General features: G+C 67.2%; 25 protein-coding genes. 11 read left to right on the top strand and 14 right to left on the bottom strand.

Annotation, left to right across the window (positions count from 1 at the left end; translation table 11 throughout):
- The first annotated feature begins 56 nt into the window (after positions 1 to 56).
- The 4 genes from QUV18_RS09170 to QUV18_RS09185 all read left to right on the top strand — a co-directional run bounded on the left by QUV18_RS09170 (position 57) and on the right by QUV18_RS09185 (position 3,536).
- Positions 57 to 554, top strand: coding sequence for a MarR family transcriptional regulator (locus tag QUV18_RS09170; protein WP_300893483.1), 498 nt, complete (start codon positions 57 to 59; stop codon positions 552 to 554).
- Positions 551 to 1,252, top strand: a complete 702-nt coding sequence (locus QUV18_RS09175) for a response regulator (protein WP_300893485.1) — start codon at positions 551 to 553, stop codon at positions 1,250 to 1,252. The genes QUV18_RS09170 and QUV18_RS09175 overlap by 4 nt, the downstream gene beginning before the upstream one ends.
- Positions 1,253 to 1,368: 116 nt before the next feature.
- Positions 1,369 to 2,847 (top strand): NAD-dependent succinate-semialdehyde dehydrogenase, encoded by a 1,479-nt coding sequence (locus QUV18_RS09180; RefSeq protein ID WP_300893486.1) that lies wholly within the window; start codon positions 1,369 to 1,371, stop codon positions 2,845 to 2,847.
- Between the two features lie 152 nt (positions 2,848 to 2,999).
- Positions 3,000 to 3,536 (top strand): RNA polymerase sigma factor, encoded by a 537-nt coding sequence (locus QUV18_RS09185; RefSeq protein ID WP_300893487.1) that lies wholly within the window; start codon positions 3,000 to 3,002, stop codon positions 3,534 to 3,536.
- Here the strand turns inward: QUV18_RS09185 and QUV18_RS09190 are convergent.
- Positions 3,527 to 3,649 carry a hypothetical protein gene (locus QUV18_RS09190; protein WP_300893488.1) on the bottom strand — a complete coding sequence of 41 codons (123 nt, stop codon included), beginning with the start codon at positions 3,647 to 3,649 and terminating at the stop codon, positions 3,527 to 3,529. The two genes, QUV18_RS09185 and QUV18_RS09190, sit on opposite strands and share 10 nt — an antisense overlap.
- A gap of 69 nt (positions 3,650 to 3,718) precedes the next feature.
- Between QUV18_RS09190 and QUV18_RS09195 the strand changes: the two genes are divergently transcribed.
- Both QUV18_RS09195 and QUV18_RS09200 read left to right on the top strand, forming a co-directional pair.
- Positions 3,719 to 5,482, top strand: coding sequence for a VWA domain-containing protein (locus tag QUV18_RS09195; protein ID WP_300893490.1), 1,764 nt, complete (start codon positions 3,719 to 3,721; stop codon positions 5,480 to 5,482).
- A 192-nt stretch (positions 5,483 to 5,674) separates the two neighbouring features.
- On the top strand, positions 5,675 to 6,907 hold the full coding sequence (locus QUV18_RS09200) for an META domain-containing protein (RefSeq protein ID WP_300893491.1): 1,233 nt from the start codon (positions 5,675 to 5,677) through the stop codon (positions 6,905 to 6,907).
- A gap of 74 nt (positions 6,908 to 6,981) precedes the next feature.
- Here QUV18_RS09200 and QUV18_RS09205 read toward each other — a convergent pair whose 3' ends face one another.
- The 5 genes from QUV18_RS09205 to QUV18_RS09225 all read right to left on the bottom strand — a co-directional run bounded on the left by QUV18_RS09205 (position 6,982) and on the right by QUV18_RS09225 (position 12,399).
- Positions 6,982 to 7,449: an Hsp20 family protein gene (locus QUV18_RS09205; RefSeq protein ID WP_300893493.1), complete on the bottom strand. Its 468-nt coding sequence runs from the start codon at positions 7,447 to 7,449 to the stop codon at positions 6,982 to 6,984.
- Positions 7,450 to 7,568: 119 nt separating this feature from the next.
- Positions 7,569 to 8,381, bottom strand: a complete 813-nt coding sequence (locus QUV18_RS09210; protein WP_300893495.1) for a trypsin-like serine protease — start codon at positions 8,379 to 8,381, stop codon at positions 7,569 to 7,571.
- A gap of 54 nt (positions 8,382 to 8,435) precedes the next feature.
- Complete coding sequence (gene glcF / locus QUV18_RS09215; RefSeq protein ID WP_300893497.1) at positions 8,436 to 9,758, bottom strand: glycolate oxidase subunit GlcF; 1,323 nt, start codon at positions 9,756 to 9,758, stop codon at positions 8,436 to 8,438.
- The gene (gene glcE, locus QUV18_RS09220; RefSeq protein WP_300893798.1) at positions 9,755 to 10,900 is read right to left on the bottom strand and encodes a glycolate oxidase subunit GlcE; all 1,146 of its coding nucleotides are present in this window, start codon (positions 10,898 to 10,900) and stop codon (positions 9,755 to 9,757) included. The genes glcF and glcE overlap by 4 nt, the downstream gene beginning before the upstream one ends.
- Positions 10,901 to 10,959: 59 nt before the next feature.
- Positions 10,960 to 12,399, bottom strand: a complete 1,440-nt coding sequence (locus QUV18_RS09225; RefSeq protein ID WP_300893499.1) for an FAD-linked oxidase C-terminal domain-containing protein — start codon at positions 12,397 to 12,399, stop codon at positions 10,960 to 10,962.
- A 135-nt stretch (positions 12,400 to 12,534) separates the two neighbouring features.
- On the opposite strand from QUV18_RS09225, the gene QUV18_RS09230 reads away from it, so the two are divergent.
- Positions 12,535 to 12,894, top strand: coding sequence for a hypothetical protein (locus QUV18_RS09230; protein ID WP_300893501.1), 360 nt, complete (start codon positions 12,535 to 12,537; stop codon positions 12,892 to 12,894).
- A 4-nt stretch (positions 12,895 to 12,898) separates the two neighbouring features.
- On the opposite strand, the gene QUV18_RS09235 is transcribed toward QUV18_RS09230, so the two are convergent.
- Genes QUV18_RS09235 through QUV18_RS09250 form a run of 4 tightly spaced genes read right to left on the bottom strand, consistent with a single transcriptional unit; the run spans position 12,899 to position 19,573 of the window.
- A complete protein-coding gene (locus QUV18_RS09235) occupies positions 12,899 to 14,947 on the bottom strand; it encodes a hypothetical protein (RefSeq protein WP_300893503.1) in 2,049 nt (682 codons plus the stop codon).
- A complete protein-coding gene (locus tag QUV18_RS09240) occupies positions 14,944 to 17,694 on the bottom strand; it encodes a DUF4159 domain-containing protein (protein WP_300893505.1) in 2,751 nt (916 codons plus the stop codon). Before QUV18_RS09240 ends, QUV18_RS09235 begins: the two co-directional genes overlap by 4 nt.
- A complete protein-coding gene (locus QUV18_RS09245) occupies positions 17,691 to 18,569 on the bottom strand; it encodes a DUF58 domain-containing protein (protein ID WP_300893507.1) in 879 nt (292 codons plus the stop codon). The genes QUV18_RS09240 and QUV18_RS09245 overlap by 4 nt, the downstream gene beginning before the upstream one ends.
- Complete coding sequence (locus tag QUV18_RS09250; RefSeq protein ID WP_300893509.1) at positions 18,566 to 19,573, bottom strand: MoxR family ATPase; 1,008 nt, start codon at positions 19,571 to 19,573, stop codon at positions 18,566 to 18,568. The genes QUV18_RS09245 and QUV18_RS09250 overlap by 4 nt, the downstream gene beginning before the upstream one ends.
- Before the next feature lie 69 nt (positions 19,574 to 19,642).
- Between QUV18_RS09250 and QUV18_RS09255 the strand changes: the two genes are divergently transcribed.
- Both QUV18_RS09255 and QUV18_RS09260 read left to right on the top strand, forming a co-directional pair.
- The gene (locus QUV18_RS09255) at positions 19,643 to 20,233 is read left to right on the top strand and encodes a DUF1285 domain-containing protein (protein ID WP_300893511.1); all 591 of its coding nucleotides are present in this window, start codon (positions 19,643 to 19,645) and stop codon (positions 20,231 to 20,233) included.
- Complete coding sequence (locus QUV18_RS09260) at positions 20,230 to 20,928, top strand: SDR family NAD(P)-dependent oxidoreductase (RefSeq protein ID WP_300893513.1); 699 nt, start codon at positions 20,230 to 20,232, stop codon at positions 20,926 to 20,928. The genes QUV18_RS09255 and QUV18_RS09260 overlap by 4 nt, the downstream gene beginning before the upstream one ends.
- 69 nt (positions 20,929 to 20,997) lie before the next feature.
- Here QUV18_RS09260 and QUV18_RS09265 read toward each other — a convergent pair whose 3' ends face one another.
- Positions 20,998 to 21,411 carry a universal stress protein gene (locus QUV18_RS09265; protein WP_300893515.1) on the bottom strand — a complete coding sequence of 138 codons (414 nt, stop codon included), beginning with the start codon at positions 21,409 to 21,411 and terminating at the stop codon, positions 20,998 to 21,000.
- A 234-nt stretch (positions 21,412 to 21,645) separates the two neighbouring features.
- Here QUV18_RS09265 and QUV18_RS09270 point away from each other — a divergent pair, with 234 nt between their 5' ends.
- A complete protein-coding gene (locus QUV18_RS09270; RefSeq protein ID WP_300893517.1) occupies positions 21,646 to 21,966 on the top strand; it encodes a BrnA antitoxin family protein in 321 nt (106 codons plus the stop codon).
- Between the two features lie 133 nt (positions 21,967 to 22,099).
- On the opposite strand, the gene QUV18_RS09275 is transcribed toward QUV18_RS09270, so the two are convergent.
- Complete coding sequence (locus QUV18_RS09275; RefSeq protein ID WP_300893518.1) at positions 22,100 to 23,500, bottom strand: aminotransferase class III-fold pyridoxal phosphate-dependent enzyme; 1,401 nt, start codon at positions 23,498 to 23,500, stop codon at positions 22,100 to 22,102.
- Positions 23,501 to 23,702: 202 nt separating this feature from the next.
- Between QUV18_RS09275 and QUV18_RS09280 the strand changes: the two genes are divergently transcribed.
- Complete coding sequence (locus QUV18_RS09280; protein ID WP_300893521.1) at positions 23,703 to 24,296, top strand: MliC family protein; 594 nt, start codon at positions 23,703 to 23,705, stop codon at positions 24,294 to 24,296.
- A 62-nt stretch (positions 24,297 to 24,358) separates the two neighbouring features.
- Here QUV18_RS09280 and QUV18_RS09285 read toward each other — a convergent pair whose 3' ends face one another.
- Together QUV18_RS09285 and QUV18_RS09290 are read right to left on the bottom strand one after the other, a co-directional pair.
- A complete protein-coding gene (locus QUV18_RS09285) occupies positions 24,359 to 24,838 on the bottom strand; it encodes a hypothetical protein (protein WP_300893523.1) in 480 nt (159 codons plus the stop codon).
- 89 nt (positions 24,839 to 24,927) lie between these two features.
- The gene (locus tag QUV18_RS09290) at positions 24,928 to 25,371 is read right to left on the bottom strand and encodes an Lrp/AsnC family transcriptional regulator (protein WP_300893525.1); all 444 of its coding nucleotides are present in this window, start codon (positions 25,369 to 25,371) and stop codon (positions 24,928 to 24,930) included.
- Positions 25,372 to 25,400: the final 29 nt, after the last annotated feature.

Genomic DNA, 25,400 nt, shown 5'->3' on the forward strand with positions numbered 1-25,400 from the left:
AACAAAGCTGACATAATGTCGGTGGCGGAATGCGGAACTTGTGATTTGGAGGAGCCATGCCGGACGTTCAGGGCGGTGAAAACCTGCTGTTTCTGACCGACGAGCAGCTTCGACAGGGGATCGAGGCGATGTTCTTTGCCTATCGCGGGTTCACCGCCGACCCGGACCGGATTCTTGCGACCATGGATTATGGCCGCGCCCATCACCGGGCGTTGCACTTCATCGCCCGCAGTCCCGGCACGACGGTGAACAACCTGCTTGGCATTCTCGGCGTGACCAAGCAATCTTTGAATAGGGTGCTGCGCACGCTGATCGAGAACGGGCTGGTGGAAAGCCGGATCGGGGCGAATGACAAGCGTGAGCGGAACCTGTTCCTGACGGAGGACGGGATCGCGTTGGAGCGGAAGATTTCGGATGCGCAGAGGGCGCGGATGCGGGCGGCGTATCGTGCGGCGGGGCCGGAGGCGGTGGCCGGGTTCCGGCAGGTGCTCGAGGCGATGATGGAGCCGGAGCTGCGCAAGATGTACCACCGCATCCGGGAGAACGGCGCATGAGCGAGCCGGCGCCGCACCTGCTGATCGTGGATGACGACGAGCGGATTCGCGGGCTGCTGCGCAAGTTCCTTGCGCGGCACGGGTTCCTGGTGTCGGCGGCGCGGGATGCGGCACATGCGCGGCGAATCCTGTCGGGGCTGGAATTCGACATGATCGTGCTTGACGTGATGATGCCGGGCGAGGACGGCGTGGCGCTGACCAAGGCGCTGCGTGAGACGATCCTGACGCCGATCCTGTTGCTGACCGCGAAGGGCGAAACCGAGGACCGGATCAAGGGGCTCGAAGCCGGGGCGGACGATTACCTTGCCAAGCCGTTCGAGCCGAAGGAGCTGTTGCTGCGGATCAACGCGATCTTGCGGCGGATGCCGGCGGCGCCGGCCGAGACGATGGCGCCGAAGGTGCTGCAACTCGGCGCCGTTCGGTTCGATATCGAGCGGTCGGAGTTGCTGCGCGGGGAAGAGCCGGTGCGGCTGACCGCGACCGAGGTGCAGCTCATGCGGATCTTTTCGGAGCATCTGCGCGAGCCGGTGAGCCGGGCGAAGTTGGTCGAGGACCTGGGCCGCGACAAGGGCCAGGCGCAGGAGCGCGCGGTCGACGTGCAGATCACGCGGCTCAGGCGGAAGATCGAGACCGATCCGAAGCAGCCGCGCTACCTTCAGACGGTGCGGGGCGAAGGCTACATGCTGGCGCCGGACTGAGGCAGCGGGATACCGGGTCTTCGTGGTAAGACGAACGGCGGGGGGCCGGGTGATCTGGACATTCCGGCCGCCAAGTGGTTTCCCTTTGGCCAACCAAGTTCCAGGAGGACCGACCGATGCTTGATACGACGACGAACCTGAAATCCCTTCTGAAGGATCCCAGCCTTCTGGCCGAGCAGGCCTATGCCGGCGGCGAGTGGGTGGATGGCGACGACGGCACGTTCGAGGTGACCAACCCCGCGCGCGGCGACGTGATCGCCAACGTGGCCGACATGAGCCGGGCGCAGGTGGCCAAGGCGATCGAGGCGGCCGGGAAGGCGCAGAAGGAATGGGCGCAATGGACCGGCAAGGAACGCGCCACCGTGCTGCGCAAGTGGTTCGACCTGATGATGGAGAACCAGGATGACCTGGGCACCATCCTGACCGCCGAACAGGGCAAGCCGCTGGCCGAGGCCAAGGGCGAGATCGCCTATGGCGCGTCCTTCATCGAGTTCTTCGCCGAGGAGGCCAAGCGCATCTACGGCGAGACCATCCCCGGCCACCAGCGCGACAAGCGGATCACGGTGATCAAGCAGCCCATCGGCGTGGCCGCGTCGATCACGCCCTGGAACTTCCCCAACGCGATGATCACCCGGAAGGCCGGGCCGGCGCTGGCCGCGGGCTGTGCCTTTGTCGGGCGTCCGGCAGCCGAGACGCCGCTTTCGGCGACAGCGATGGGCGTCCTGGCCGAGCGGGCGGGCATTCCCAAGGGGGTGTTCAGCATCGTGACCTCGTCGAGCTCGTCCGAGATCGGCAAGGAATTCTGCGAGAACCCGATCGTGCGCAAGTTGACCTTCACCGGCTCGACCGAGGTGGGCCGGATCCTGCTGCGGCAGGCGGCCGACCAGGTGATGAAATGCTCGATGGAGCTTGGCGGGAACGCGCCGTTCATCGTGTTCGACGATGCCGATCTCGATGCCGCCGTCGAAGGCGCGATCATGTGCAAGTTCCGCAACAACGGGCAGACCTGTGTCTGTGCCAACCGGATCTACGTTCAGGCCGGTGTCTATGACGCCTTTGCCGAGAAGCTGAAGGCGGCGGTCGAGAAGCTGAAGATCGGCGACGGGCTGGAAGAGGGCACGACGCTTGGGCCGCTGATCAATGGCGACGCCATCGAGAAGGTGCAGGAGCACGTGGCCGACGCCACGTCGAAAGGGGCCAACGTGCTGATGGGCGGCGGCGACCCGATGGAGGGGCAGGGCTATTTCCTGCCGCCGACGATCCTTACCGGTGTGACGCAGGACATGGTGGTCAGCAAGGACGAGACGTTCGGGCCGCTGGCGCCGCTCTTCAAGTTCGACACGGTGGATGACGTGATCGAGATGGCGAATGACACGATCTTCGGTCTGGCCAGCTATTTCTACGCCAAGGACCTGAGCCGCGTCACCAAGGTGGCCGAGGCACTGGAATACGGCATTGTCGGGGTGAACACCGGCATCATCTCGACCGAGGTGGCGCCGTTCGGCGGGGTCAAGCAATCGGGCCTCGGCCGCGAGGGCAGCCACCACGGGATGGATGATTTCCTCGAGATGAAATACATCTGCACCTCGGTCTGAGGCCGGGGAACAGTCAAGACGGAGCGCCCTCGCAGAAACTGCGGGGGCGTTTCTTTTTGAGGGGGCCGATGTGTCCCCCGAAAAGATTCCAAAAAATCTTTCGGGTCCGCCAAGGATTGACCATTCGCGCGCGTCCAACAAACGTGATGCGCATGGAAACAAGTGATGAAAGCCTTGCAAGGGCCGCGGCGGGAGGGGACAGGCACGCCTTCACCCTGCTGTTGGAGCGGCATTACGACAGGGTTTTCCGGCTGGCGTTCCGCCTGACCGGTGCCGCGGCCGAGGCCGAGGACCTGACGCAGGATGTCTGCGCGGCGCTGCCCTCGCGGTTGCAGGGGTTTCGCAGCGAGGCAAGGTTCGGCACCTGGCTGTGGCGGGTGGTGGTCAACGCCGCCCATGACCGGCGGCGCAAGGCCGCGACGCGGGCGCGCCATGCCGAGGGCTGGGGTGACTGGGAAGTGAACCGGCGCGCCGTGCAGGACGAGGCGGCGGAGGCGGTGGACTGGCTGACACAGGCGATGCGGGCGCTGCCGGAAGAGCTGCGCGACACGCTGGCGCTGGTGCTGGACGATCTCAGCCATGACGAGGCGGCCGAGGTTCTGGGCGTGGCGCCCGGCACGGTGAGCTGGCGCATCTCGGAGGCAAAGAAGCGGTTGCGCGCGCAGCGCGAGAAAGAGGATCAGGCATGACCGACGACCTCGATGATCTGAAACAGGCGATGCAGGCCGCCACCCCCGCGCCAGACGCGGGCCGGAAGGCTGCGAATTTCACCGTCGCGCAGGAAAATTTCGACCGGCTCCAAGAAAGCCGGGCGGGGGTGCGTCTTACCTCTGATCGCCCTGGGAGGGGCTGGTTCAGAGGAGTAGCAAGAATGATAACGACACAACTTTCGTCGCGCGGGATGATGTCGGCGACCACGGCCCTGGTGGCGCTGGGTCTCGTCGTGGTGGTGCCCGACTGGCAGGCCGGGCGTGACATGTTGCGCCCGGGGCCTATGGTGCAGAAGACCGTGGCGACCGAGGAAGACCTGTCCCAGCCGCCAGCGGACGCCGTGGGTGGACTGTTCGAGATGGAAGCCGCCGAGTCGCTGGCCGTCGACGAGATGGCGGGCGCCGCGACGCCCAGCCCGGCGCCACGGATGCAGGCCGCGCCGACAGAGGCGCTGCGGGGCTACGCCGCCGGGACGCTGAACAACACCGCTCCGGCGGGGCAGCGGGACGTGCTGATCCGGCCCGAGAACAATACGGAGGCGTATGCCCATGCGGAGCCGAACTCGCTGAAGGTGACGGCGGAGGACCCGGTTTCGACCTTCTCGATCGACGTCGACACGGCCTCTTATGCCGTGGTGCGTTCCTCGCTGATCGGGGGCGTGATGCCGCCGCACGAGGCGGTGCGGATCGAGGAGATGATCAACTATTTCCCCTATGACTATGCCGCACCGGCCGAGGGCGAGGCGCCGTTCCGGTCGACCGTGAGCGTGACCGACACGCCGTGGAACCCCGACACGCAGCTCGTGCATATCGGCATCCAGGGAGAGTTGCCGGCGGTCGAGGACCGACCGCCGCTGAACCTTGTCTTCCTGATCGATACGTCGGGGTCGATGGAGCATCCGGACAAGCTGCCCCTGCTGAAGCAGTCGCTGGCGCTGATGCTGTCGAAGCTGTCGGCGCAGGACCAGGTCTCGATCGTGACCTATGCCGGCAGTGCGGGGCAGGTGCTGGAACCGACGTCGGCGGCCGAGCGGGATACCATCCTGGGTGCGCTCGACAACCTGAGCGCCGGGGGCAACACCGCCGGGCAGGACGGGTTGCAGCAGGCCTATGCCGTCGCCGAGGGTATGACCGAGGAGGGCGAGGTAAGCCGCGTGATCCTTGCCACCGATGGCGACTTCAACGTGGGGATCAGCGACCCGGAGGAGCTGGAACGGTTTATCGCCGGCAAGCGCGACAGTGGCACCTACCTGTCGGTGCTGAGCTTCGGGCGCGGCAACCTCGACGACGCGGTGATGCAGTCGCTGGCGCAGAACGGGAACGGTCAGGCGGCCTATATCGACACGCTGTCGGAGGCGCAGAAGGTGCTGGTGGACCAGTTCACCGGGGCGCTCTACCCGATTGCCGACGACGTGAAGATCCAGGTGGAGTTCAACCCCGGTGTCGTCGCCGAGTACCGGCTGATCGGGTACGAGACGCGGGCGCTGAACCGGGATGATTTCAACAACGACGCGGTCGATGCCGGCGATATCGGCGCGGGCCATTCGGTGACGGCGATCTACGAGGTGACGCTGGTCGATTCCGACGGGCGGCTGACCGACCCGCTGCGCTATGGCGCGGTGGAGACGCAGAGCGCGAGCGAGGAGCTGGGCTATCTCAAGCTGCGCTACAAGGCGCCGGGCGAGGAGACCAGCCAGCTGATCGAAACGCCGATCGTGGCCGGGGGAGAGACCAGCGACGACATGCGCTTTGCCGCCGCGATTGCCGGGTTCGGGCAGATCCTGCAGGACAGCCCCTACCTGAACGGCTGGACCTATGACGATGCCATCGCGCTGGCGAATTCCGCGAAAGGCGAGGATGCGTATGGCTATCGCGCCGAGGCGGTGCGGCTGATGCGGCTGGCACAAAGTCTGGATCGGAACTGAGACAAGGGCCAAATCGAGCAGCTATCTGGCCCTCGCGGCAAGGCGGTGTAGCTCCGCCGTCTTGCCGCCCCCGCGCGCGCCCCTGTCCCGGCGCGCGCGGTTTCTTGCGAATAAACAATGGAACGGCCTTCGTCTTCAGGGGTTCAAGGCCTAAGTGGTATTAATGGAAACGATCCCTGTTGGAGATGTCACATGGTGCGATTTGCCCTGTCCCTTTTTCTTGCGCTGGTGCTGAGCCTGCCGGCGAGCGCGCAGGAGGGCGGCCGGACCATTTCCGGCCAGTTGAGTTACCTGCAAAGGATCGCCCTGCCCGAGGGGGCGGAGGTGGCCGTCGAGGTGAAAGGCGCGCTGGATGCGACGCTGGGCGAAAGCCGGTTCACGACCGATGGACAACAGGTGCCGATGCCCTTCGAGGTGGAGGTGCCCGGCGGGCTGAGCGGGACGCTGACCGCGATGGTCCGGGTCGATGGCGACCCGATGTGGCTGGCCCAGGGGATCCGCATCGGCGCCGGGTCGGAGGATGTCGACCTGGGTGACGTAAGGCTTCGGCAGTACACGCCGCTGGCCTTCACTTCTTACTTCTCCTGCGGGGAGACGAGCGTGGAATTCGGCATGGTCGACGACACCCCCACCCTGCGGGTCGGCGGGCAGGACTACGCGATGGAGGAGGCCCCGGCGGATGAAGGCACGCGCTATGTCGCGCAGGCCGATCCGAAGGTGACCTTCTGGTCGCAGGGCACCGAGGCGACGCTGACGCTGGGCTCGGAGCCCGAGCCGGGCTGTGCCAGGGTCGAGCATACGCCCGAGCCCTATACCGCTGTCGGCAACGAGCCGGGCTGGTACGTGACCATCGGCGAGGCCGAGGCAGAGGTGGTGGCCGATTACGGCGACCTTCAGCTCAAGACCCCGCGGCCCGAGGTCGCGGTCGAACCCGGGGCCTACGTGCTCAACATGCCCGATATCGAGGCCCGGCTTCGGCTGGAGGAGGAAATCTGCTACGACGATGCCACCGGCATGCCCTATCCGCACCGCGCCGCGCTGGCGCTGGACGGGCAGGAGATGCGCGGTTGCGGCGGCGATGCCGCGAGCCTGCTGACCGGGGCGGAATGGCAGATCGAGGATGTCGGCGAGATGGGTATCATCGACGGCTCGAACATCACCATCAGCTTTGACGCCAATGGCCGGGTGTCGGGTCGCACCGGCTGCAATCGGTTCTCGGGCATCTACATGCTGGATGGCGAGGGGCTGGGGTTCGGCCAGATGGCTGCGACGATGATGGGCTGCCCCGAGGCGATGATGACGCAGGAGCAGCGCGTGCTGGATGCGCTGCAGCACGTGGTGCGGTTCGACATCGACGAGACCGGCGCGCTGCTGCTGATCGGTCCGGCGGGCGAAACGCTGCTGACCGCCCGGCGGCCGGCATGAAAAACCCGGCCGGGATGACCGGCCGGGCAACGGTCTGACGATCGGTGGCCGGGCGAGGCGCCCGGCCGGAGCACTTAGTTGACGGTTTCCGCGTCGACCACGTCTTTCTCGACCGAGTCGCCGCTGGCAATGGCGATGCGGCGCGGCTTCAGCGCTTCGGGCACTTCGCGGACCAAGTCGATATGAAGCATGCCGTCGGCATGGGACGCGCCGGTGACGCGCACGTGATCGGCAAGCTGGAACTTGCGCTCGAACGCGCGGGTGGCGATGCCGCGATGCAGGAAGCTGCGCTGGCTGTCATCCTCGGCCTTGCGGGCCGACACGACAAGCGCGCCGTCCTTGACCTCGACCATCAGGTCGTCGCCTGCGAAACCGGCAACGGCGATCGAGATGCGATAGGCATCATCGGCGGTCTTCTCGATGTTGTAGGGGGGGTAGGTCGGTTGATTGATGTCGGCGGCAAGCACGCGGTCCATCATGTCGGCGATCTGGTCGAACCCGACGGTTGCACGGTAAAGCGGTGCAAGATCGAAGTTACGCATGGGTCATCCTCCTTTGAGCGATCCCTTATGTGAATGCCTTCCCATGGGGACAGGCAGCGATATCACCGGCCCGCCTGGCGGCGCCGGTGTCGCTTATCTGGGAAAGTCTTCGGAGGATTTCAAGAGCCGCCAGGCCTGGCGAACTTCGCCCCGGTGTCGCGGCGCTCGCCCAGGGTCGACATTTGCGGTGCGCCGGGCTGGAAGAAGCCTTCACCCGCGTCCAGCGCGTTTTTGAGATCGTGCAAAGGCTGGGTCAGCTGGGTGCCGAGAGAGACCTTGCGCCCCTCGACCTGGGCCATGGCCGAGACCACGGAAACCACGCGGGGCTGGCCGGAGGTGAAGCTGAAGATCGGCGCGCCGGATGCGCCGTAATCGACGTCGCAGGACATGACCAACACGCCTTGCTGGCGGGCGACCACATCGCAGATTTCCTGCAGCGACGGCGCCTCGGACCGGTCGCGGGCGTAGGAGACGATGCCGATCTCCTGACCCTTCATGGGGCGTTCATCGGTCAGGAAGGGCACGACCTGGGTGTTCTGGATGGGATGGAAAAGTTCGAGCAGGGCCACGTCGTTGCGCACCCGGTCGGCCGAGACTGCATCCTCGTAGACGTAATCGGGGTGCGGCACCGCCCGGCGGATCTTGCGATAGGCCGAAGCGCGGCCGTTGCGCCAGCCGGCAAGGAAATCGATGCGGGCGTGATCGACCCGGGCGCCCGTGGCCTTGTCGTAAAGGCAATGCGCTGCCGTCAGCACGAGATCGGGCGCGATGAGCGCCCCGGTGCAGAAGCCGCGCCCGTCGATGTCGAGCCGCCCGACCGCTTCCCACCCGCGGCCGTCATCGCCGGTGTCGAGCCGTTTCAGACGTGTATCCGCCAGCGCCGTGCCAGCCGTCAGAACCAGGATGATAAGCGCCGCGACAGGTCTGAACATTGCCCCTCCGATTGGTGTTGTTTCGAAGGTGGCTAGCAATCCAATAGGGCCAAATTAGGGCGTGCCGCGCAGGTTCGGAACCGGTGTGGCGCCCTCGATCAGGGCGGGCGGTTTAGGCCCGCCGGTGGCCCAGTCGAGCAGTTCCACGGTATGTACCACCGGCACCTCCGTGCCGCTGCCGATCTGCATCATGCAGCCGATATTCCCGGCGGCGATGATGTCGGGTTTCTTCGCTTCCAGCGTGCGCACCTTGCGGTCTTTCAATTGCTTGGAAATGGCGGGTTGCATCAGGTTGTAGGTGCCCGCGCTGCCGCAGCAGAGATGGCTGTCGGCGGGTTCCGACACGGTGAATCCGGCGCGTTTGAGCAGGTCTTTCGGGTAGGTCTTGATCTTCTGACCGTGCTGCAGGGAGCAGGCGGCGTGGTAGGCCACGTTGATGCCCTCGTCGGCACCTTCCGGCAGGTCGAGCGTCATCAGGAGTTCCGAGACGTCCATGGCGATGGCGGAGACCCTTGCGGCATCCTCGGCCAAGGCCTCTTGCCGGAACATGTGGCCGTAATCCTTGACCGTGGTGCCGCAACCGGAGGTGTTGATGACGATGGCGTCGAGCCCGTCGCCATCCATCTCCGCGGCCCAGGCGCGAATGTTCTTCGCAGCCGTGGCGTGGCTGTCTTTCGTCTTGCCCATGTGATGGGTCAGCGCCCCGCAACAGCCGGCGCCTTCCGCCACAACCACCTCACAGCCGAGGCGCGTAAGCAGACGAATGGTCGCGTCGTTGATATCGGTGTTGAGCGCCCGTTGCGCACAGCCCGTCATCAGCGCCACGCGCTTTCGGCGTTCGCCCTGCGCGGCAAAGGTCTGGGGGTCGTCATTGCGGCTGACGGGGGGAATGCGCTTCGGCGCCATCTCGAGCATTGCCTTGAGCCGTGCATCGGGCATCAGCCGCGCGAAGGGCCGCCCGATCTTGGCGCCCAGCAGCGCGAGGCGAAAGCGGGTCGGGTAGGGCAGGATCTGCGCCAGCGTCCAGCGCAGGGCCCGCTCGTAGAAGGGGCGCTGGTAGCGCTCCTCGATATACTCCCGCGCGTGGTCGACGAGGTGCATGTAATGCACGCCCGAGGGGCAGGTTGTCATGCAGGCGAGACAGGAGAGGCATCGGTCGATGTGCTTGACGGTCTTATCGTCCGGCGTCCGGTCGTTCTCGAGCATGTCCTTGATCAGGTAGATGCGCCCGCGCGGGCTGTCGAGCTCGTCGCCGAGAACCTGGTAGGTGGGGCAGGTGGCGGTACAGAACCCGCAATGGACACAGGCCCGCAGGATCTGGTTCGAGCGGGCGGTGGCCGGGTCCTGAAGCTGGGCTTCGGAGAATTCGGTCTTCATTCGGCTGCCTCGCGTGCCTGGGCCATGAGGCCGGGGTTGAGCAGGCCCTTCGGGTCGAACCGCTTGCGCAGGCCCTCCTGCAGGGCGGCGACGGGGGGCGCGAGCGGCTGGAACACGCCGCCGCCGCGCGTGCCGCGGATCAGGGTGGCGTGGCCGCCGGTTTTCGCGATGGCGGTGCGTATGTCCTGGCCGGCAGTGCCCTTGGGGACGCACAACCATATCAGCCCGCCGCCCCAGTCGTAGAGCGCCTCGGCGCCGTCGATGCGGGCCACCAGCCCGGGCGCGTCGGTGGGTTTGACCGAGAGGCGCCAGATATCGCCGTCCGTCCCGTGGAAGGGCTGCACATCGCGGATCGCACGCCACGTGGCTTTCGTGCTGTCGGGGTCGGTGTCGATGGTGAACTCGCCGTACGCGGCCAGTACCTTTTGAAGTTCGGCGGCGCGATAGGCGACCGAGGCCTCTGTGCCTTCGATCCGGATCACGGTGCGGGCCGCGCCCTCTGGCCCGGCCTGCGAATGTGCTGCCCCGGTCACCTCGAAGGGCGAGCCGAGCGCACGGCAAAGCGCGGCGATGGCCGTCTCGTCACCCAGCCCATCGCAGGCCAGCGAGCCTGTCACCTGTGTCTTCGGCAGCACCTTCAGCGCCACCTCCGTCAGGATGCCCAGTGTGCCGTAACTGCCCGCCATCAGCTTGACGAGGTCGTAGCCGGTGACGTTCTTCATCACCCGCCCGCCATTGCGGATCACCTCGCCCCGTCCGTCGACGAAACGCACGCCCAGCAGGAAATCCCGTGCCGCGCCGCACTGGATGCGCCGGGGGCCCGAGACGTTGGCGGCGAAGACGCCGCCGATGGTCGGCTCGCCCTCGGTGCCCAGAAGGCCGCGAGGATCCATCGGCTCGAAGGCCAGCCGCTGGCCCTCGGCCGCCAGCGCGGTCTCGACCTCGGCCACCGGCGTACCGGCCTTGGCGACCAGCGTCAGCGCGCCCGGCTCGTAGAGGTCGATGCCCGACAGCCCCGCGGTGGTCAGCGGCGCCCCGTTCACCGGCACCCCGATCGGCCGCGTGCCGCCGCCGCGAATGCGCAGCGGCTCGCTCGTGTCACGCACGATCGCGGCCAACTCGGCCTCGGTCTCGGGTCTCAAATCTTTCATCTTTCCAAAAATACTCCGGGGTGAGGCCGCAGGCCGAGGGGCAGCGCCCCTTACTCGGCGGCGATCCTGTGCGCGTCGGACGCGGCCAGCGGGAACACCTTGGCCGGGTTCAACAGCCATTTCGGGTCGAACACGTCCTTCACGGCCATCTGCATGGCAAGGTCCTTTTCGCCATACTGATGCGCCATCAGGTCGCGTTTCTCGATACCGACGCCATGCTCGCCGGTCAGGCAGCCGCCCACCTCGACGCAGAGCTTGAGGATCTTGGCGCCGAATGCCTCGCAGGTCTCCAGGTCGCCGGGCTTGTTGGCGTCGAACAGGATCAGCGGGTGCATGTTGCCGTCGCCCGCGTGGAAGACATTGGCGACGTCTAGGCCGAACTCCTTCGACATCTCGCCGATGCGTTTCAAGACGTAAGGCAGCTGGCTGACCGGGATCGTGCCGTCGAGGCACATGTAGTCGTTGATATTCCCCATCGCGCCGAAGGCCGATTTGCGGCCCAGCCAGATCTTGGCGCTTTCCTCGGCCGAGCCGCTCTGGCGCAGTTCCACCGGGTCGTGGGTGCGGGCGATGCTCATGATGGTCTCGAGCTGTTCGTCGATCTCGGCCTCGCTGCCTTCGACCTCGACGATCAGCAGCGCCTCGCAATCGGGGTAGCCGGCCTTGGCGAAATCCTCGGTGGCGCGAATGCAGGGGCGGTCCATGAACTCGATCGCCACGGGCAGGACGCCGGCCTTGATGATGTCGGAAACACAGGCGCCCGCCACCTCGTTCGAATCGAAGCCGATCAGCACGGGCCGCGCGCCTTCCGGCTTGTGCAGGATGCGCAAGGTGGCCTCGGTCACGACGCCAAGCTGGCCCTCCGAGCCGCAGATCAGGCCGAGCAGGTCATAGCCCTCGGCATCGAGATGCGCGCCGCCAAGCTCGATCACCGTGCCGTCCATCAGCACCATGGTCACGCCCAGCAGGTTGTTGGTCGTCACCCCGTATTTCAGGCAATGCGCCCCGCCCGAGTTCATCGCGATGTTGCCCGCGATGGCGCAGGCGAGCTGGCTTGAGGGGTCGGGGGCATAGAAATACCCGTCTTCCTCGACCGCGCCGGTAACCGACAGGTTGGTGCGGCCCGTCTGGACGCGGATGAAGCGATTGTCGTAGTCGGTTTCGATCACGTCGTTGAGGCGCGCCACGCCGAGGATCACGCTGTCTTCCGTCGGCAGCGCCCCGCCCGCCAGCGATGTGCCCGAGCCGCGCGGCACCACGGGCACGCCCATCTCGTGGCAGATGCGCAGCACGTCCGAGACCTCCTGCGTTGTCGAGGGCAGCACCGCGGCCAGCGGCGGGCACTTGTAGGCCGTCAGCGCGTCGCACTCGTAGGCACGGGTTTCGGCCGGATCGGAGATGACGGCGTCGGCGGGCAGAATGTCCAGCAGCCGCGTGACAAGTTCGGCCTTCTTGGACAGGATGTCCGGGTTGGGGGCGGGCATTTCCATCGGGATCTCCTCAATTGGTAAAATAATATAACCAATTGCCGAATTCGGCAAGGTCATGCGTTCGGCCAAAAGTTCGCGCCGATCACACACAAAGACGTGACCGCCTGACACACGATTCGGACCTAAGGTTGCCGCATGAAGTTGCGGTGGATTCTCCTGATGGCCGGCCTTGCCGCCGGCCCGGCCCTTGCCGACGAACCGGTCGTCAGGGATGTGACGGTCGAGAAGGTCGGCATGCTGTGGAACGTGCATGTGACGCTCGAGCATGCCGATACCGGTTGGGATCACTTCGCCGATGGCTGGGAGGTGCTCGACAAGGAGGGCAACCGGCTGGCCTATCGCGAGCTGATGCATCCGCATGTCAAGGAGCAGCCCTTTACCCGGTCGATCAGCGGCGTCGTCATCCCCGACGGAACGCGGGAGATCTTCGTCAAGCCGCATTGCTCGGTCAATGGCTGGGCCGAGACGCTGACGCGGGTCGAACTCTCGCCCTGAGCGCTCAGCGCCGCCCTTCCCTGAGCCAGCCGCCGAGAATGAGCGCCGCAGCCAGCGCCAGCACCAGCCACGCGGGCAGGAGCGGCAACTGGGTGACGGCGCGCGTTTCATAGGCGCCGCGCGGGGTGATGCCGATCCAGCCGCGCCCGGCGGCGGGGCGGCCCTCGCGCACCTCGCGGATGCGGGGCAGCCCATCGGCCAGCGCCAGAGCGCCGCCGCCGGTGGTGTCGATCACTTCGGAGAGCGGCTCGGCGCTGGCGATGGTTTCCTCGAACTCCACGGGCGATGCGGGGCCGAGGCCGATGACGGCGGTATGATCGCCATTCTCGAGCCGGTAGAGGCCAATCTCGGGGCCGTCGAAGAGGGTCTCGAACCGGCCGGGCGACACCTCTTCCAGCTCCATCTCCATCACTTCGCCCGAAGGCGTGGTGATGGTGACCGGCCCGACGGTTTCCGACAGTGACCGGCGGATGATGCGCATCTGCTGGCCGGTGGCCTCGGCCCAGAGCGCCTCTTCCTCGAGCTCCGGTTCCTTCATCATCCAGTGGGCGAGGCGGCGGAGCAGTTCGAGCTGTGGCCCGCCCCCCTCGAAGCCGCGGTTCCAGAGCCAGGCGTGATCGGAGCCGAGCAGTGCCACGCGGCCCTCGCCCACCCGATCGAGCACCAGGAGCGGGCTGTCATCGGCGCCGGTCATGACCACGTCGCCGGTGGGCTCGGTCAGTTCGATCTGGCGCATCCAGCTTCCCCAACCCTCGTCGGTTTCGGGCTCCAGCCCGGCGGTGACCGGGTGGCGCTGGCCGAGGTCGGTGACCTGCGGGCGGAAGCGGCGTTCGATGACCCGGGCGGTGGGACGGGCCGGCACGACCGACTCCAGCGGCGTGCGGTACAGGCTGTCGGCGCTGGCGAAATCGGGGCCGGCGGCGATCAGCACCGCGCCGCCGGTTTCGACGTAGTCGCGCACATTGTCGAGGTAGATTGACGGCAGGATGCCGCGCCGCTTGTAGCGGTCGAAGATGATCAGGTCGAAATCCTCGATCTTCTCGAGGAACAACTCGCGCGTCGGGAAGGCGATCAGCGACAGTTCCCGCACCGGCACGCCGTCCTGCTTTTCGGGGGGGCGGAGGATGGTGAAATGCACGAGGTCGACCGAGCTGTCGGATTTCAGCAGGTTGCGCCATGTGCGCCCGCCCGGGTGCGGCTCGCCCGAGACCAGCAGCACCGACAGGCGGTCACGCACGCCGTTGATCTGCACCAGCGCGGTGTTGTTGCGATCGGTCAGTTCGCCCTCGGCCTCGGGCGTGGAGAATTGCAGCACGTTGCGCCCGCCATGGGGCAGGGTCAGCGGCAGGTCGATCTCCTGCCCGATGGGAAGCTGGAAGCGCTGCGGCTCCTCGCCGTCGACGGAGACGTCGACCGGCACGGTGCCCACACCCTCGGGTGCGGCGCCATCATCGTCGATCCGCAGGGTCATCGTGATCTCTTCGCCGAGGATGCCGAAGGCGGGGGCGTTGTCGACGGTGAGCTTGCGGTCCCAGTCCTCTTCCCGACCGGTGTGCAGCAGGTGCAGAGGCGCCGGCAGGTTCGGGGCGCGGTCGAGGTCATGCAGGCGGCCGTCGGAGAGCAGGATGGCGCCGGCGACGCGGCCGCTGGGTTCCTCGGCCAGCGCCTCGGACAGGGCGGTCATCAGTTGCGTGCCGGAATTGTCGGCGCCATCGGGCACGGTGATGCGGCGGACCTCGGTGTTCTCGCGCGCCTCCAGACGGGCGGCGAGGGATTCGGCGGATTCTGCCGTGGTGGTGGCGCGGTCGGCGAGGCGCTGGCTGGCCGACTGGTCTTCGACCAGCAGGACGATATCGGTCAGCGGGTCACGCTCTTCCTGCTGGTAGGCCGGGCCGGTGAGCGCGGCGATCACCACCAGCGCCGCCAGCCCGCGCAGGGGCCAGCCCGAGAGCCCGCGCAGCAGGGCCAGGGCAATTCCGAAAATGGCCATGCCGCCCAGGCAGGCGATCAGCCACCATGGCAGCAGCGGGTCGAAGACGATGGAGCCGGTCATTGGCCAAGCCTGTCGAGCAGGGCGGGCACGTGCACCTGATCGGATTTGTAGTTGCCGGTCAGCACGTGCATGACGAGGTTGACGCCGAAACGGTAGGCCAGTTCGCGCTGCCGCTCACCGGCATAGCCGCGGCCCACCGGGAACATCGGCGCGCCGGTTTCATCCATCGCCCAGGCCGCTGCCCAGTCGTTGCCGCCGATCACCACCGGCGTGACGTTGTCGTTGAGGTTGCGGAAGGGCATCCCCTCGACCTTCTCGGCATCGGCCGGCGCGGCCTCGACCCAGACGCCGCGGCCCGAGAAGCGGCCGGGAAAATCCTGCAACAGGTAGAAGGTGCGGGTGAGCACGTGATCCTCGGGGATGGGTTCGAGCGGAGGGATGTCGAGCGGGCGGGCGAGGCGTTGCAGCTTCTGCCCGTTGGGCGAGGAGGCGCCGAAGCCCGCGACATTGGCGTCGCGCGTGTCGAACAGGATCATGCCGCCGGTGCGCAGGTACTCGTTGAGCTTGACATAGGCCTCGGCAGTCGGGATCGGCTGATCGGGCGTGACCGGCCAGTAAAGGAGCGGGTAGAGCGCGAGGTCGTCCTCTTCGAGGTTGACACCGATGGGCTGCGACGGCTCGACCGAGGTGCGGAAGTAGAGCGTTTCGCCGAGGCCGCGGAGGCCGGCATGGGCGGCCTCGTCAAGCTGGCTGTCGCCGGTCAGGACATGGGCCAGCACCACTTCGGAGGCGGCGAGAAGCGCCTTGTCCTGTTCCTGTGCCTCGCCCTGTTGGGGTAGGGCCATCAGGGCCGCAAGGATCAAGGCCGCGCGGGCGGGCATCAGCCGGCCGGAGAGGGCGAGAGAGGCGAGGATATCGGCCATGAGCAGCACCAGCGCGGCTGCCAGAAGCCAGCCGCCCAGCGGCGCCTCGGGCGGGCGGGCGAGGCCCCTGACGGGAACGTTCGCGGGCCAGGTGGCGGGGCTGAGCGTGGTATCTTCCTTGATGACGTTGAGCGCCAGCCGCCGGTCGGGCCCTTCGTAGAGGCCGGGGCGGAGGCCGGGGCCGATCGGGTTGGTGATGAGGGTCTCGCCATCGACGCCGGGCAGGGTGCCCGCATCGTCGAGCGTGCCGAACCCGTCGAGCACCTCGATCGGCTGCCACGTGGTGCCCTGCATTTCCGACAGGTCCGGCAGGGCCACGGCGGAGGAGACGGCGAGCCGTTCGAGCATCTGAACGAAGAGGCCCGACAGCGGCAGGGTGGACCATTCGGCATTGGCGGTGACGTGGAACAGCACCACCTGCCCCGCGCCGATGCGCTTGCGGGTCACGAGCGGCGTGCCGTCGGTGAGTTGGGCGATGACGCGGGAAGCGAGCGTGGGGTCGGGCTGGGCCATGACCTGGGCCGAGACGGTGACGTCGTCGCTGATCTCGAGGCCGAAGAACGGGCTTTCCTCGGGGAAGGGGGCCAGCGACTTGGGCTCGCCCCAGCTCATCGCGCCGCCGACGGTGCGGCCCCCGGCGCGCAGGCGGACCGGCATGAGCGGCGCTTCCTCGTCGCGGGAGACGTCGCTGGCGGCAAGGCGCGGGCCGGCGAAGCGCAGGAGCAGGCCGCCGCCTTCCGCCCATTCGAGAAGTTCGGATTGCTCGGCGCCGGAGAGGGTGGCGACATCGGCCAGCACGATCACGTCGGGGTTCGCCGGCAGGATGTCGATCAGCGCGCCGTCGAGGATATCGGCGGAGGGGATCAATGCCTGTTCGAGGTAATGCAGCGGCGAGAGCAGTTCGAGGCCTTCACGGTCTTCCCGTCCGGCGATGAGCGCGATCTCGCGGCGGCGGAGGCTGTCATCGGTCAGGGTGACGGCGCCGGCGTGGCGCTGGCCGGCGATCTCGAACCGGGTGAGGCGGGCGCGCAGTTCGGCGGGGATGGAAAGCTCGCCCGTGGCGGTGGTGGCGTCGGCCTCGAAGGTGAGGGGCATGGTGGCCAGCATCCGGGGCGTGCCGGAAGGGTCGCGGCCATGGGCCTCTATCGTGACCTCGCGCGGGGTGCCGCTGCGGGCGCGGGTGGCGGTGAGCTGAACGGCACCGTCGTTGATGGTGGCGGGGGCGAGGGCGATCACCGGTGCGGGGCTTTCGTAGATCGTGACGGGGCCGCGCGATTGCAGTTCGGACAAGAGACGTTCGCGGCCGTCGCGGGCGAGGCCGTCGGAGAACCAGCGCGTCTCGAAATCCTCGTCGCCCAGCATGGCGGCGGCTTCGGCCATGGTGCCCGGCGTGGCCTCCCACGCGGACGGGGCGAGGCCGGAGAGCCGGCTGCGCCAGGTCTCGGCGGCCTGGAAGTTGGGGGCCTGCGGTTCGGTCAGGCGGAGGATGGCGACGGGGCGGGATTCGCGGCCCGCCTCGGCCAGCATGGCGTCGAGCAGGTCTTCCTGCGCCGGCCAGTCGCGGGCGGCGGCCCAGGAGCCGTCGAGTACGATCAGCAGCGGGCCGGTGGCCGCTTGTTCGCCGTCATCCTGCGGGTTCAGCACGGGGCCGGCAAGGCCGACGATCAGCGCGGCGACGGCCAGCATACGAAGGAGAAGAAGCCACCACGGGGTGCGGTCGGTGACGGTATCGTCGTCGGACAGGCCCAGGAGCAGCGCCACGCCGGGGAAGCGGCGGCGGATCGGGGCGGGGGGCACGGCACGGAGCAGAATCCACAGGATCGGCAGGGCGGCGAGCGCCAAGAGGAGCCACGGGGCGGTGAAGCCGATAGGGCCCAGCATCATCGTGACGGCCCCCCGTCAAAGGCACGGAACAGCCAGAGGAGCGCGGATTGGGCGCTGTCGGAGGTGTGGTGGAGGCCGTATTGCCAGCCGGTCGTGGCGCAGAGCGATTGCAGCTCGGCCTTGCGCTGGGCCAGGCGTGCGAGGTAGCGGTCGCGCAGTTCGGAGGCCTTGAGGGTCTCATGGGCCAGCGTTCCGCCGACGCTTTCGAAGATGGTGCGGCCGCGGTAGGGGAATGCCTCCTCCGCGGGGTCGAGCACCTGTAGCAGGACGCCCTGAACGCCGCGGTCGGCGGCGCCGGTGAGGGCGGTGCGGGCGGCGGCGATGTCGCCCATGAAATCGGAGATGAAAAGCGCGCGGCCATGGGGCAGCATGCCGGAACTTTGCGGGTGGCCGTAATCGTCGGCGCCGTCCTTGACCAGGGCCTCGGCCAGCCGCATCATCTGGGCCTCGCCGCGCCTTGGCGGCAGGTCGGCCCCGGCCAGCCCGACACGTTCTCCTGCCCGGTTCAGAAGGATCGCCACGGCCAGCGCCAGAAGGCGGGCGCGGTCTGATTTCTCGGCATATTTCGGGTCGGAGGCGAAGCGCATGGAGGCGGCGGCGTCGACCCAGATCACCACGCTCTGGGCGATCTGCCATTCGCGCTGGCGGACGAATTGCGCATCGGACCGGGCCGAGCGGCGCCAGTCGATGAAGCGGCGTTCGTCGCCGGCCTGCACGGGGCGGTATTGCCAGAAATCGTCGCCCAGCCCGGCGCGGCGGCGGCCGTGTTCGCCCAGGAGCACGGTGCCCGCCAGGTGCTCCGCCCGCGCCAGAAGCGGGGGGAGGCGGGCCGCCTCGTGTTCGGCCCGCGCGCGAAGGGGGGCGACGTTGCTCAAGCGGCGGCCTCGATCCGGGTGATGTCGGCCACGGTGTCGGCGATCAGCCCGTCGAGGCTTTCGCCGCTGGCGCGTGCGGCGAAGGTGAGGGCCATGCGGTGGGTGAGCACCGGCTGGGCCATCGCCGCCACGTCGTCGGCATCCGGCGCGAGGCGGCCTTGCAGCATGGCGCGGGCGCGGACGGTGAGCATCAGCGCCTGTGCCGCACGCGGGCCGGGGCCCCAGGCGACGGTGTTGCGCACGGTCTCGGACGCTGTTGCATCGTCGGGTCGGAAGGCGCGGACGAGGTCGAGAATCATTTCCATCACCCGTTCGCCCACGGGCATCCGCCGCAGCAGGGTCTGGGCCGCGATCAGTTCCTCGGGGGTGAAGACCTGGTGGGCCTTCGCCTCTTCCGCGCCGGTGGTGGCCAGCAGAATGTCACGCTCGGTGTCGCGGTCGGGATATTTCACGTCGATCTGCACGAGGAAGCGGTCGAGCTGGGCCTCGGGGAGGGGGTAGGTGCCCTCCTGTTCGATGGGGTTCTGGGTCGCCAGCACGTGGAAGGGCGGGGCGAGCGGACGGTCTTCCCCGGCGACGGTGACCTGCCGTTCCTGCATGGCCTGCAGCAGCGCCGACTGGGTCCGGGGGCTGGCGCGGTTGATCTCGTCGGCCATCAGGAGTTGGCAGAAGATCGGGCCGGCGATGAACTTGAAGCCGCGGGTGCCGTCGGTGCCGGTCTCCAGCACCTCGGAGCCGAGGATGTCGGAGGGCATCAGGTCGGGGGTGAACTGGATGCGATTGCTGTTCAGGCCCATGACGGTGGAGAGGGTTTCCACCAGTCGCGTCTTGCCGAGGCCCGGCAGGCCGATCAGCAGCCCGTGGCCGCCGCAGAGGAGCGCCGAAAGCGAAAGGTCGACGACCCGCGGCTGCCCGATGAACCGGTGGGTGATCGAGGCGCGGGCCTCGGCCAGCTTGGCCTCGAGCGCTTCGATTCCCTGGACCAGATCGGCGTCGTCTGACATGGCAAAACTCCTGTGCAGGCTATATCCCTGTGAAAGAGTGTATCGCGCATAACGCAAATGGCAAAAGCAATGAGCAAAGAAACGATCAACTCCCCGTCAACGGAAAGCCTGGCCGAGGCGGCCAAGGCCGCGCAGGGCAAGGGCCTGCCGCCGGTGCACCTTTGGACCCCTGATTTATCAGGCGATATGGACATTCGGATTGCCCGTGACGGCACGTGGTTTCACGAGGGGACGCCGATCAATCGCGAGGGGCTGGTGCGGCTGTTTTCGACCATCCTGAAGCGGGAGGGAGACGACTATTTTTTGGTCACTCCGGTCGAGAAATGGCGGATCGAGGTGGAGGATGCGCCCTTTGTCGCCGTGGATTTCGAGGCAGAGGGCGAGGGCGAGGGGCAAAGCCTGATCTTCGAGACCAACGTGGGCGACCGGGTGGTCGCCGGGGAGGGCAACCCGATTCGGGTGGAACGGGACGGGGAGACCGGGGAGCCGGCGCCCTATGTCATGGTGCGCGACGGGCTTGAGGCGCTCATTGACCGGAAGAGTTTCTACCGGCTGGTGGAGATCGGCGAGGAGGCCGGGGGCTGGTTCGGGCTATGGTCCGAAGGTGTTTTCTTCAGGGTCATTCCCGCCGACGAGATGAAGGTGGAGGACGGGGCATGAGCGCGAAGCTGGCGGTGATCGTCGGGGTCGGGCCGGGGTTGTCGGCCTCGCTGGCAAGGCTGCTGTCGGGCGAAGGGTACGAGGTCGTCCTGGCGGCGCGGGACGTGGCCAAGCTCGAGGGGCTCGCGGCCGAGACCGGGGCGCGGGCGGAGGCGCTGGATGCCGTTGATATCAAGGCTGTAGAGGCGTTCTTCGAAGCGCTGGACCGGGCGCCGGAGGTGGTGGTCTACAACCCCTCGGCACGGGTGCGGGGGCCTGTTGCGGAGCTTGATCCGGAGGCGGTGAGGAAGGCCGTTGAGGTGACTGCGTTCGGCGCGTTCCTGACCGGGCAGGCGGCGGCGAAGCGGATGCTGGCGGCGGAGCCGGAGGGGGGCGTGCGGGGGACGATACTGTTCACCGGGGCGTCGGCCGGGGTGAAGGGGTTTCCGCAATCGGCGACATTCGCGATGGGCAAGTTCGCCCAGCGGGGGCTGGCCGAGAGCATGGCGCGGGAGCTGCATCCGCAGGGGATCCACGTGGCCTGGGTCAATATCGACGGGGCGATCAGGAACCCCGGGCGGACGGAGCCCGCCGACAATCCGGACAGCATGCTGGACCCGGACGCGATTGCGCGCGCCTATCTGGACCTGATCCGGCAGGACAGGTCGGCATGGTCGAACGAGTTAACGCTTCGCCCCTGGGTGGAGCGATTCTGAACGCATTGCGCGCCGCGCGGCATATTGACCGACACCCGTTACCGGCAGGTTAAACCGGGGGACGCACGCCTAGCTGCGCACCACGTAGACCGAGCATTCCGCATGGGTGACCACGTGGGAGGCCGTGGTGCCCAGAAGGTAATCCTGTACCTTGGGGTTCGCGGCCTCCATCACGATGAGGTCGACATTTCGCTCGTCGGCGAGCTTGACGATCTGGCGGTGAACCGCGCCCTTGCGCACGATCGGCTCGACCTCGACCCCGTCGGCGGGGTGGGCCTTGAGGAAGATCTGAAGCTGTTCGCCCCAGTAAGTATCTGAATTGTATATGTTCATGTTGCGCTCGATCTCGGGCGCGACGGTGGCGAGGATGAGCCTGGCCCCGCGCCGGCGGGCCATGTCGACCGCTTCGGAATAGGCGTTGTACTCGACCTTGGCGTGGCGAAGGTTGATGGGGCAGAGGATCAGCCTTGTCTGGCGGGGCATGGCGCGTCTCCGAATCAAGTGGTTGACCTACGACCCTAGACGATCAGGCCTTTCGGGGAAGTTTCCCTGCGACGGATGGGGGACGAAAGCGGTGTTTCTGGGGTCCGGAGGGCCGGAAAATCCGACGTCGGTATAACGTCGGTATTTTGTCGGTATCGCGTCGGTGCGGTGGGGTCAGGGTTTGGTGAGAAATTGGCGGGAAGGTGCGCTCCGGTGACGAGAAGGAGAGCAGCCATGGCCCGGAAGACCAAGACGCAGCGCATCGCCCAGGAGCGGCTGATGCATGACATGATCTACCTGATGCAGGACGCCTGGATACCCAGGCAGGTGGCCGAAACGGTGCCCGACGCGTGGCACACGCTGGAGCATGACCTTGACGTCACGGAGGGGAAAGAGAAGGTGACGCTCTATCTCGATGCGTCGGTGGCGAAGTTCTACCGGGCGATGGGGAAGGGATACCAGCGGCGGATCAACCGGCTTCTGGGAACCTATGCGCACATGAAAGTTGCGGAAGAGGTGCGGGTGGAGGCGGCGTTGCGGAAGCGGTTGGGGTGAGACCCAGCCTACGGATCTCTGTTTCCGCCCCCGGGCCTGACCCGGGGCCGCTGGTCGGCTCGAGGTCCCGGCACGGGGGCCGGGACGGGTGTTTCGGGGCCCGCCCCGCGGTTGCGGGACGGGCGGAGGCGGGTCAGCCGAAGACCTTGGTGAGGGCCTTGTCGGTGGCGTCGATGATCTGGTCGATATCGTCCTTGGTGGCGATCAGCGCCGGGGAATAGCAGAGCGTGTTGTTGAGGCCCGGGACCGAGCGGTTCATCACGCCGATGATCACCCCCTGGGCGTTGCAGTCGCCCGCGACGGCCTGGACCATCTTCTCTTCCGCCGGTTCCTTGGTGGAGCGGTCGGCCACCAGCTCGGCGCCGAGGAAGAGACCCTTGCCGCGGACGTCGCCGATCACCTTGTGCTTGTCCTTCAGCGCGCGGAGCTGGTCGAGCATGTAGTCGCCCATCTTCGTGGTGTTCTCGAGCAGGCCTTCCTCCTCGATGATGGCGAGGTTTTCGAGCGCCGCCGCCGGGCCGGCGGTGCAGCCGCCGAAGGTCGAGATGTCGCGGAAGTAGTTGAGCGGGTCGGAGGTGTCGTCCTGGAACATGTCGAACACCTTCTCGTTCGTCACGCAGCAGGCGATGGCGGCATAGCCCGAGGCCACGCCCTTGGCCATGGTCACGAAATCGGGCTCGACCCCGTAATGCTGGTATCCGAACCATTCGGTGCCGGTGCGGCCAACGCCGCAGACGACCTCGTCGATATGCAGGAGGATGTCGTACTTGCGGCAGATTTCCTGCACGCGGGGCCAGTAGCCCGGCGGCGGGGTGATGACGCCGCCGCCCGCCGTGACCGGCTCGAGGCAGAGGGCGCCGACGGTGTCGGGGCCTTCGGCGAGGATCACCTCCTCGATCGCGTTGGCGGCGGCGAGGCCGTATTCCTCACCCTCCAGATCCCACTGGGCGCGGTATTCCATGCAGTGGGGCACGCGGACGAAGCCGGGCACGAAGGGGCCGTATTGTTCGCCGCGCTGGTCCTGCCCGCCGGCCGAGATGGCGGCGATGGAGGAGCCGTGATAATCGCGGTCACGGTAGAGGATCTTGTATTTCTTGCCGCCGTAGCGCTTATGGGCGATCTGGCGGACCATCTTGAAGGCCTTCTCGTTGGCCTCGGTGCCGGAGTTGGTGAAGTAGACGCGGCTCATGCCGGGCATCTTCGAGATCAGCTTCTCGGAGAATTTCGCGCCGGGGATCGAGCCGGCGGTGCCGGCGAAGTAGTTCAGCTTGAGCAGCTGGTCGCGGACGGCGTTGGCGATGCGCTCGCGGCCGTAGCCGACGTTTACCGTCCAGACGCCGCCGGAGACGGCGTCGAGATGTTCCTTGCCGTGCTGGTCCCAGACGCGCATGCCCTTGCCCTCGACGATGATGCGGGGGTCGGCCTTGGCGTCGGGGCCGGTCCAGCCGGCGTGCTGGATCAGGTGGTGCCAGACATGGGCGCGGTCGGCCTCGACCACGCCGGAGAGGTCGTTATCAAGCGGTTTGCCGTCCATCGTGAATGCTCCATCAGGTTGGGCCCGGCGGGAGGGGCCGGGCGATGTCATTTGATCATATCAGACCCAGATCGGGCGAGACTGTTAGGGCCAGTGGTCATTCGCGTATAAGGCCAGCGTTTCCGGGGCGGGAGATGGGCGGTTTGTGGCGCGGGCGTTCGGGGGTAGGCTGGAACGGGGGCCTTGGCCGAGGAGGAGAGAGATGATGCGGATTCTGGGCGTGATTCTGGTGATGCTGGCGGGGGTGGCGGGCGCGCAGGAGGGCCCGTCCTTCGATTGCGGCGAGGCCGGGAGAACTGCGGAGGAGATGATCTGTGCCGATGCGGGGCTGGCGGCGCTCGACCGCCGGGTGGCCGGGCGGTACGCGGCGGCGCTGGAGGCTGCGGGCGGTGAGGCGGCCGAGCTGCGGGCCTATCAGAGGGGCTGGATCAAGGGGCGCGACGAGTGCTGGAAGGCGGAGGATCAGCGCGCCTGTGTCGAGGGGGAATACCTTCGGCGGGAGGCGGAGCTGGTGGCGCGGTGGATGCTGGAGGCGCCCACGGGCACGGCGGTCTGGGCTTGTGGCGGGAACCCGGCGAACGAGGTGGTGACGATGTTCTTCGACACGGAGCTGCCATCGCTGCGATTCGAGCGGGGGGATTCGGTGGATACCGGGGTGCAGGTGATGGCGGCCTCGGGTGCGAAATACGAGGGGAGCTTCGGGCGGTCGATCTGGATGAAGGGAGACCGGGCGACGTATCGCGAGCCCGACCCGGACGGGACGAGTTACGAATGCGAATTGGTGGAGGAGCGGTGACGGGCGCCGCGCGAGGCCCCGGCTCGGGGGCCGGGGCGGGGTGGTGGTGGTGAGGGCGTCGTTCAGCGCAGGGTGACGGCGCCGCGGAGCGTGTTGGTGGCGGTGCCGTTGGCGGGGTTCACGTTGGACATGAAGGTGCCGCCGCCCGAGGCCTTGAGCCAGAGGCCGCTGCCGCTGCTGATGTGCCAGTAGCCGTGGATGTTGCCCTGCGGGTCGCGGCGGCGGGCGTTCCAGCCGAGCGTCACCCGGTCGCCCTCCAGCCCGTCGAGCACGCAGACGCCGTTGCCTTCGACCGCGCCGCCGCGGACCTCGAGCACGCCGAAGCAGGGGCCGCTGAGCTTGTTCATCGGGTTGGTGGAATCCTCCATCTCGAAGCTGTTGTAGGTGGTGCGGATGTTCATGAACTGGTGATCGGCGCCGACCTCGATCACCTCGGTCTGGGACTGGCCCTTGGCGGTGCCGTCGCTGGTATAGGCTTGGGCCGTAGCGTGGCCCGCGGCAAGGAGCGCGGCGAGGGCGGCGGCGGTGAACGTGGTTTTCATGGTGTCTCCCCTTCGAGTTCTTGTCGTTGGTTCGTCGTTGGAAGTGTAACGATGCCAACGTGACGCTGACAAGACATGCGCCGATCCGGTTAGCCGCGGGCGTCCTTGGGGGAGCCCATGACGACGAAGGTGGTGATCGCGTTGACCTGCGGGAGGATGCCCATCACGTCGGTATGGAAGGCCTTGTAGGCGGGCAGGTCGGCCACCTCGATCCGGAGGAGGTATTCGACCGAACCGGTGATGTTGTGGCATTCGACCACTTCGGGCGCGCGGGCCATGGCGCGTTCGAAGGCTTCCTGGCTGGCCTTGGTGTGGGTGTTCAGGCCGACGGTGGCGTAGGCGACGAAGCCGATGCCGAGGCGGGTGCGGTCGAGCACGGCGCGGTAGCCGGAGATGACGCCACGGCGTTCGAGCTCCTGCACGCGGCGGAGGCAGGCGGAGGGGGAGAGGCCGACTCGTTCGGCGAGGTCGAGGTTGCTGATCCTTCCGTTGCGGGTCAGCTCCTGCAATATTTGTTGGTTGATGTGGTCCATGGGGGTGAATGATTGCAAATTTCTGTGCC

It is taken from the genome of Roseovarius sp., from assembly GCF_030373445.1.
Taxonomy (GTDB): Bacteria; Pseudomonadota; Alphaproteobacteria; order Rhodobacterales; family Rhodobacteraceae; genus Roseovarius.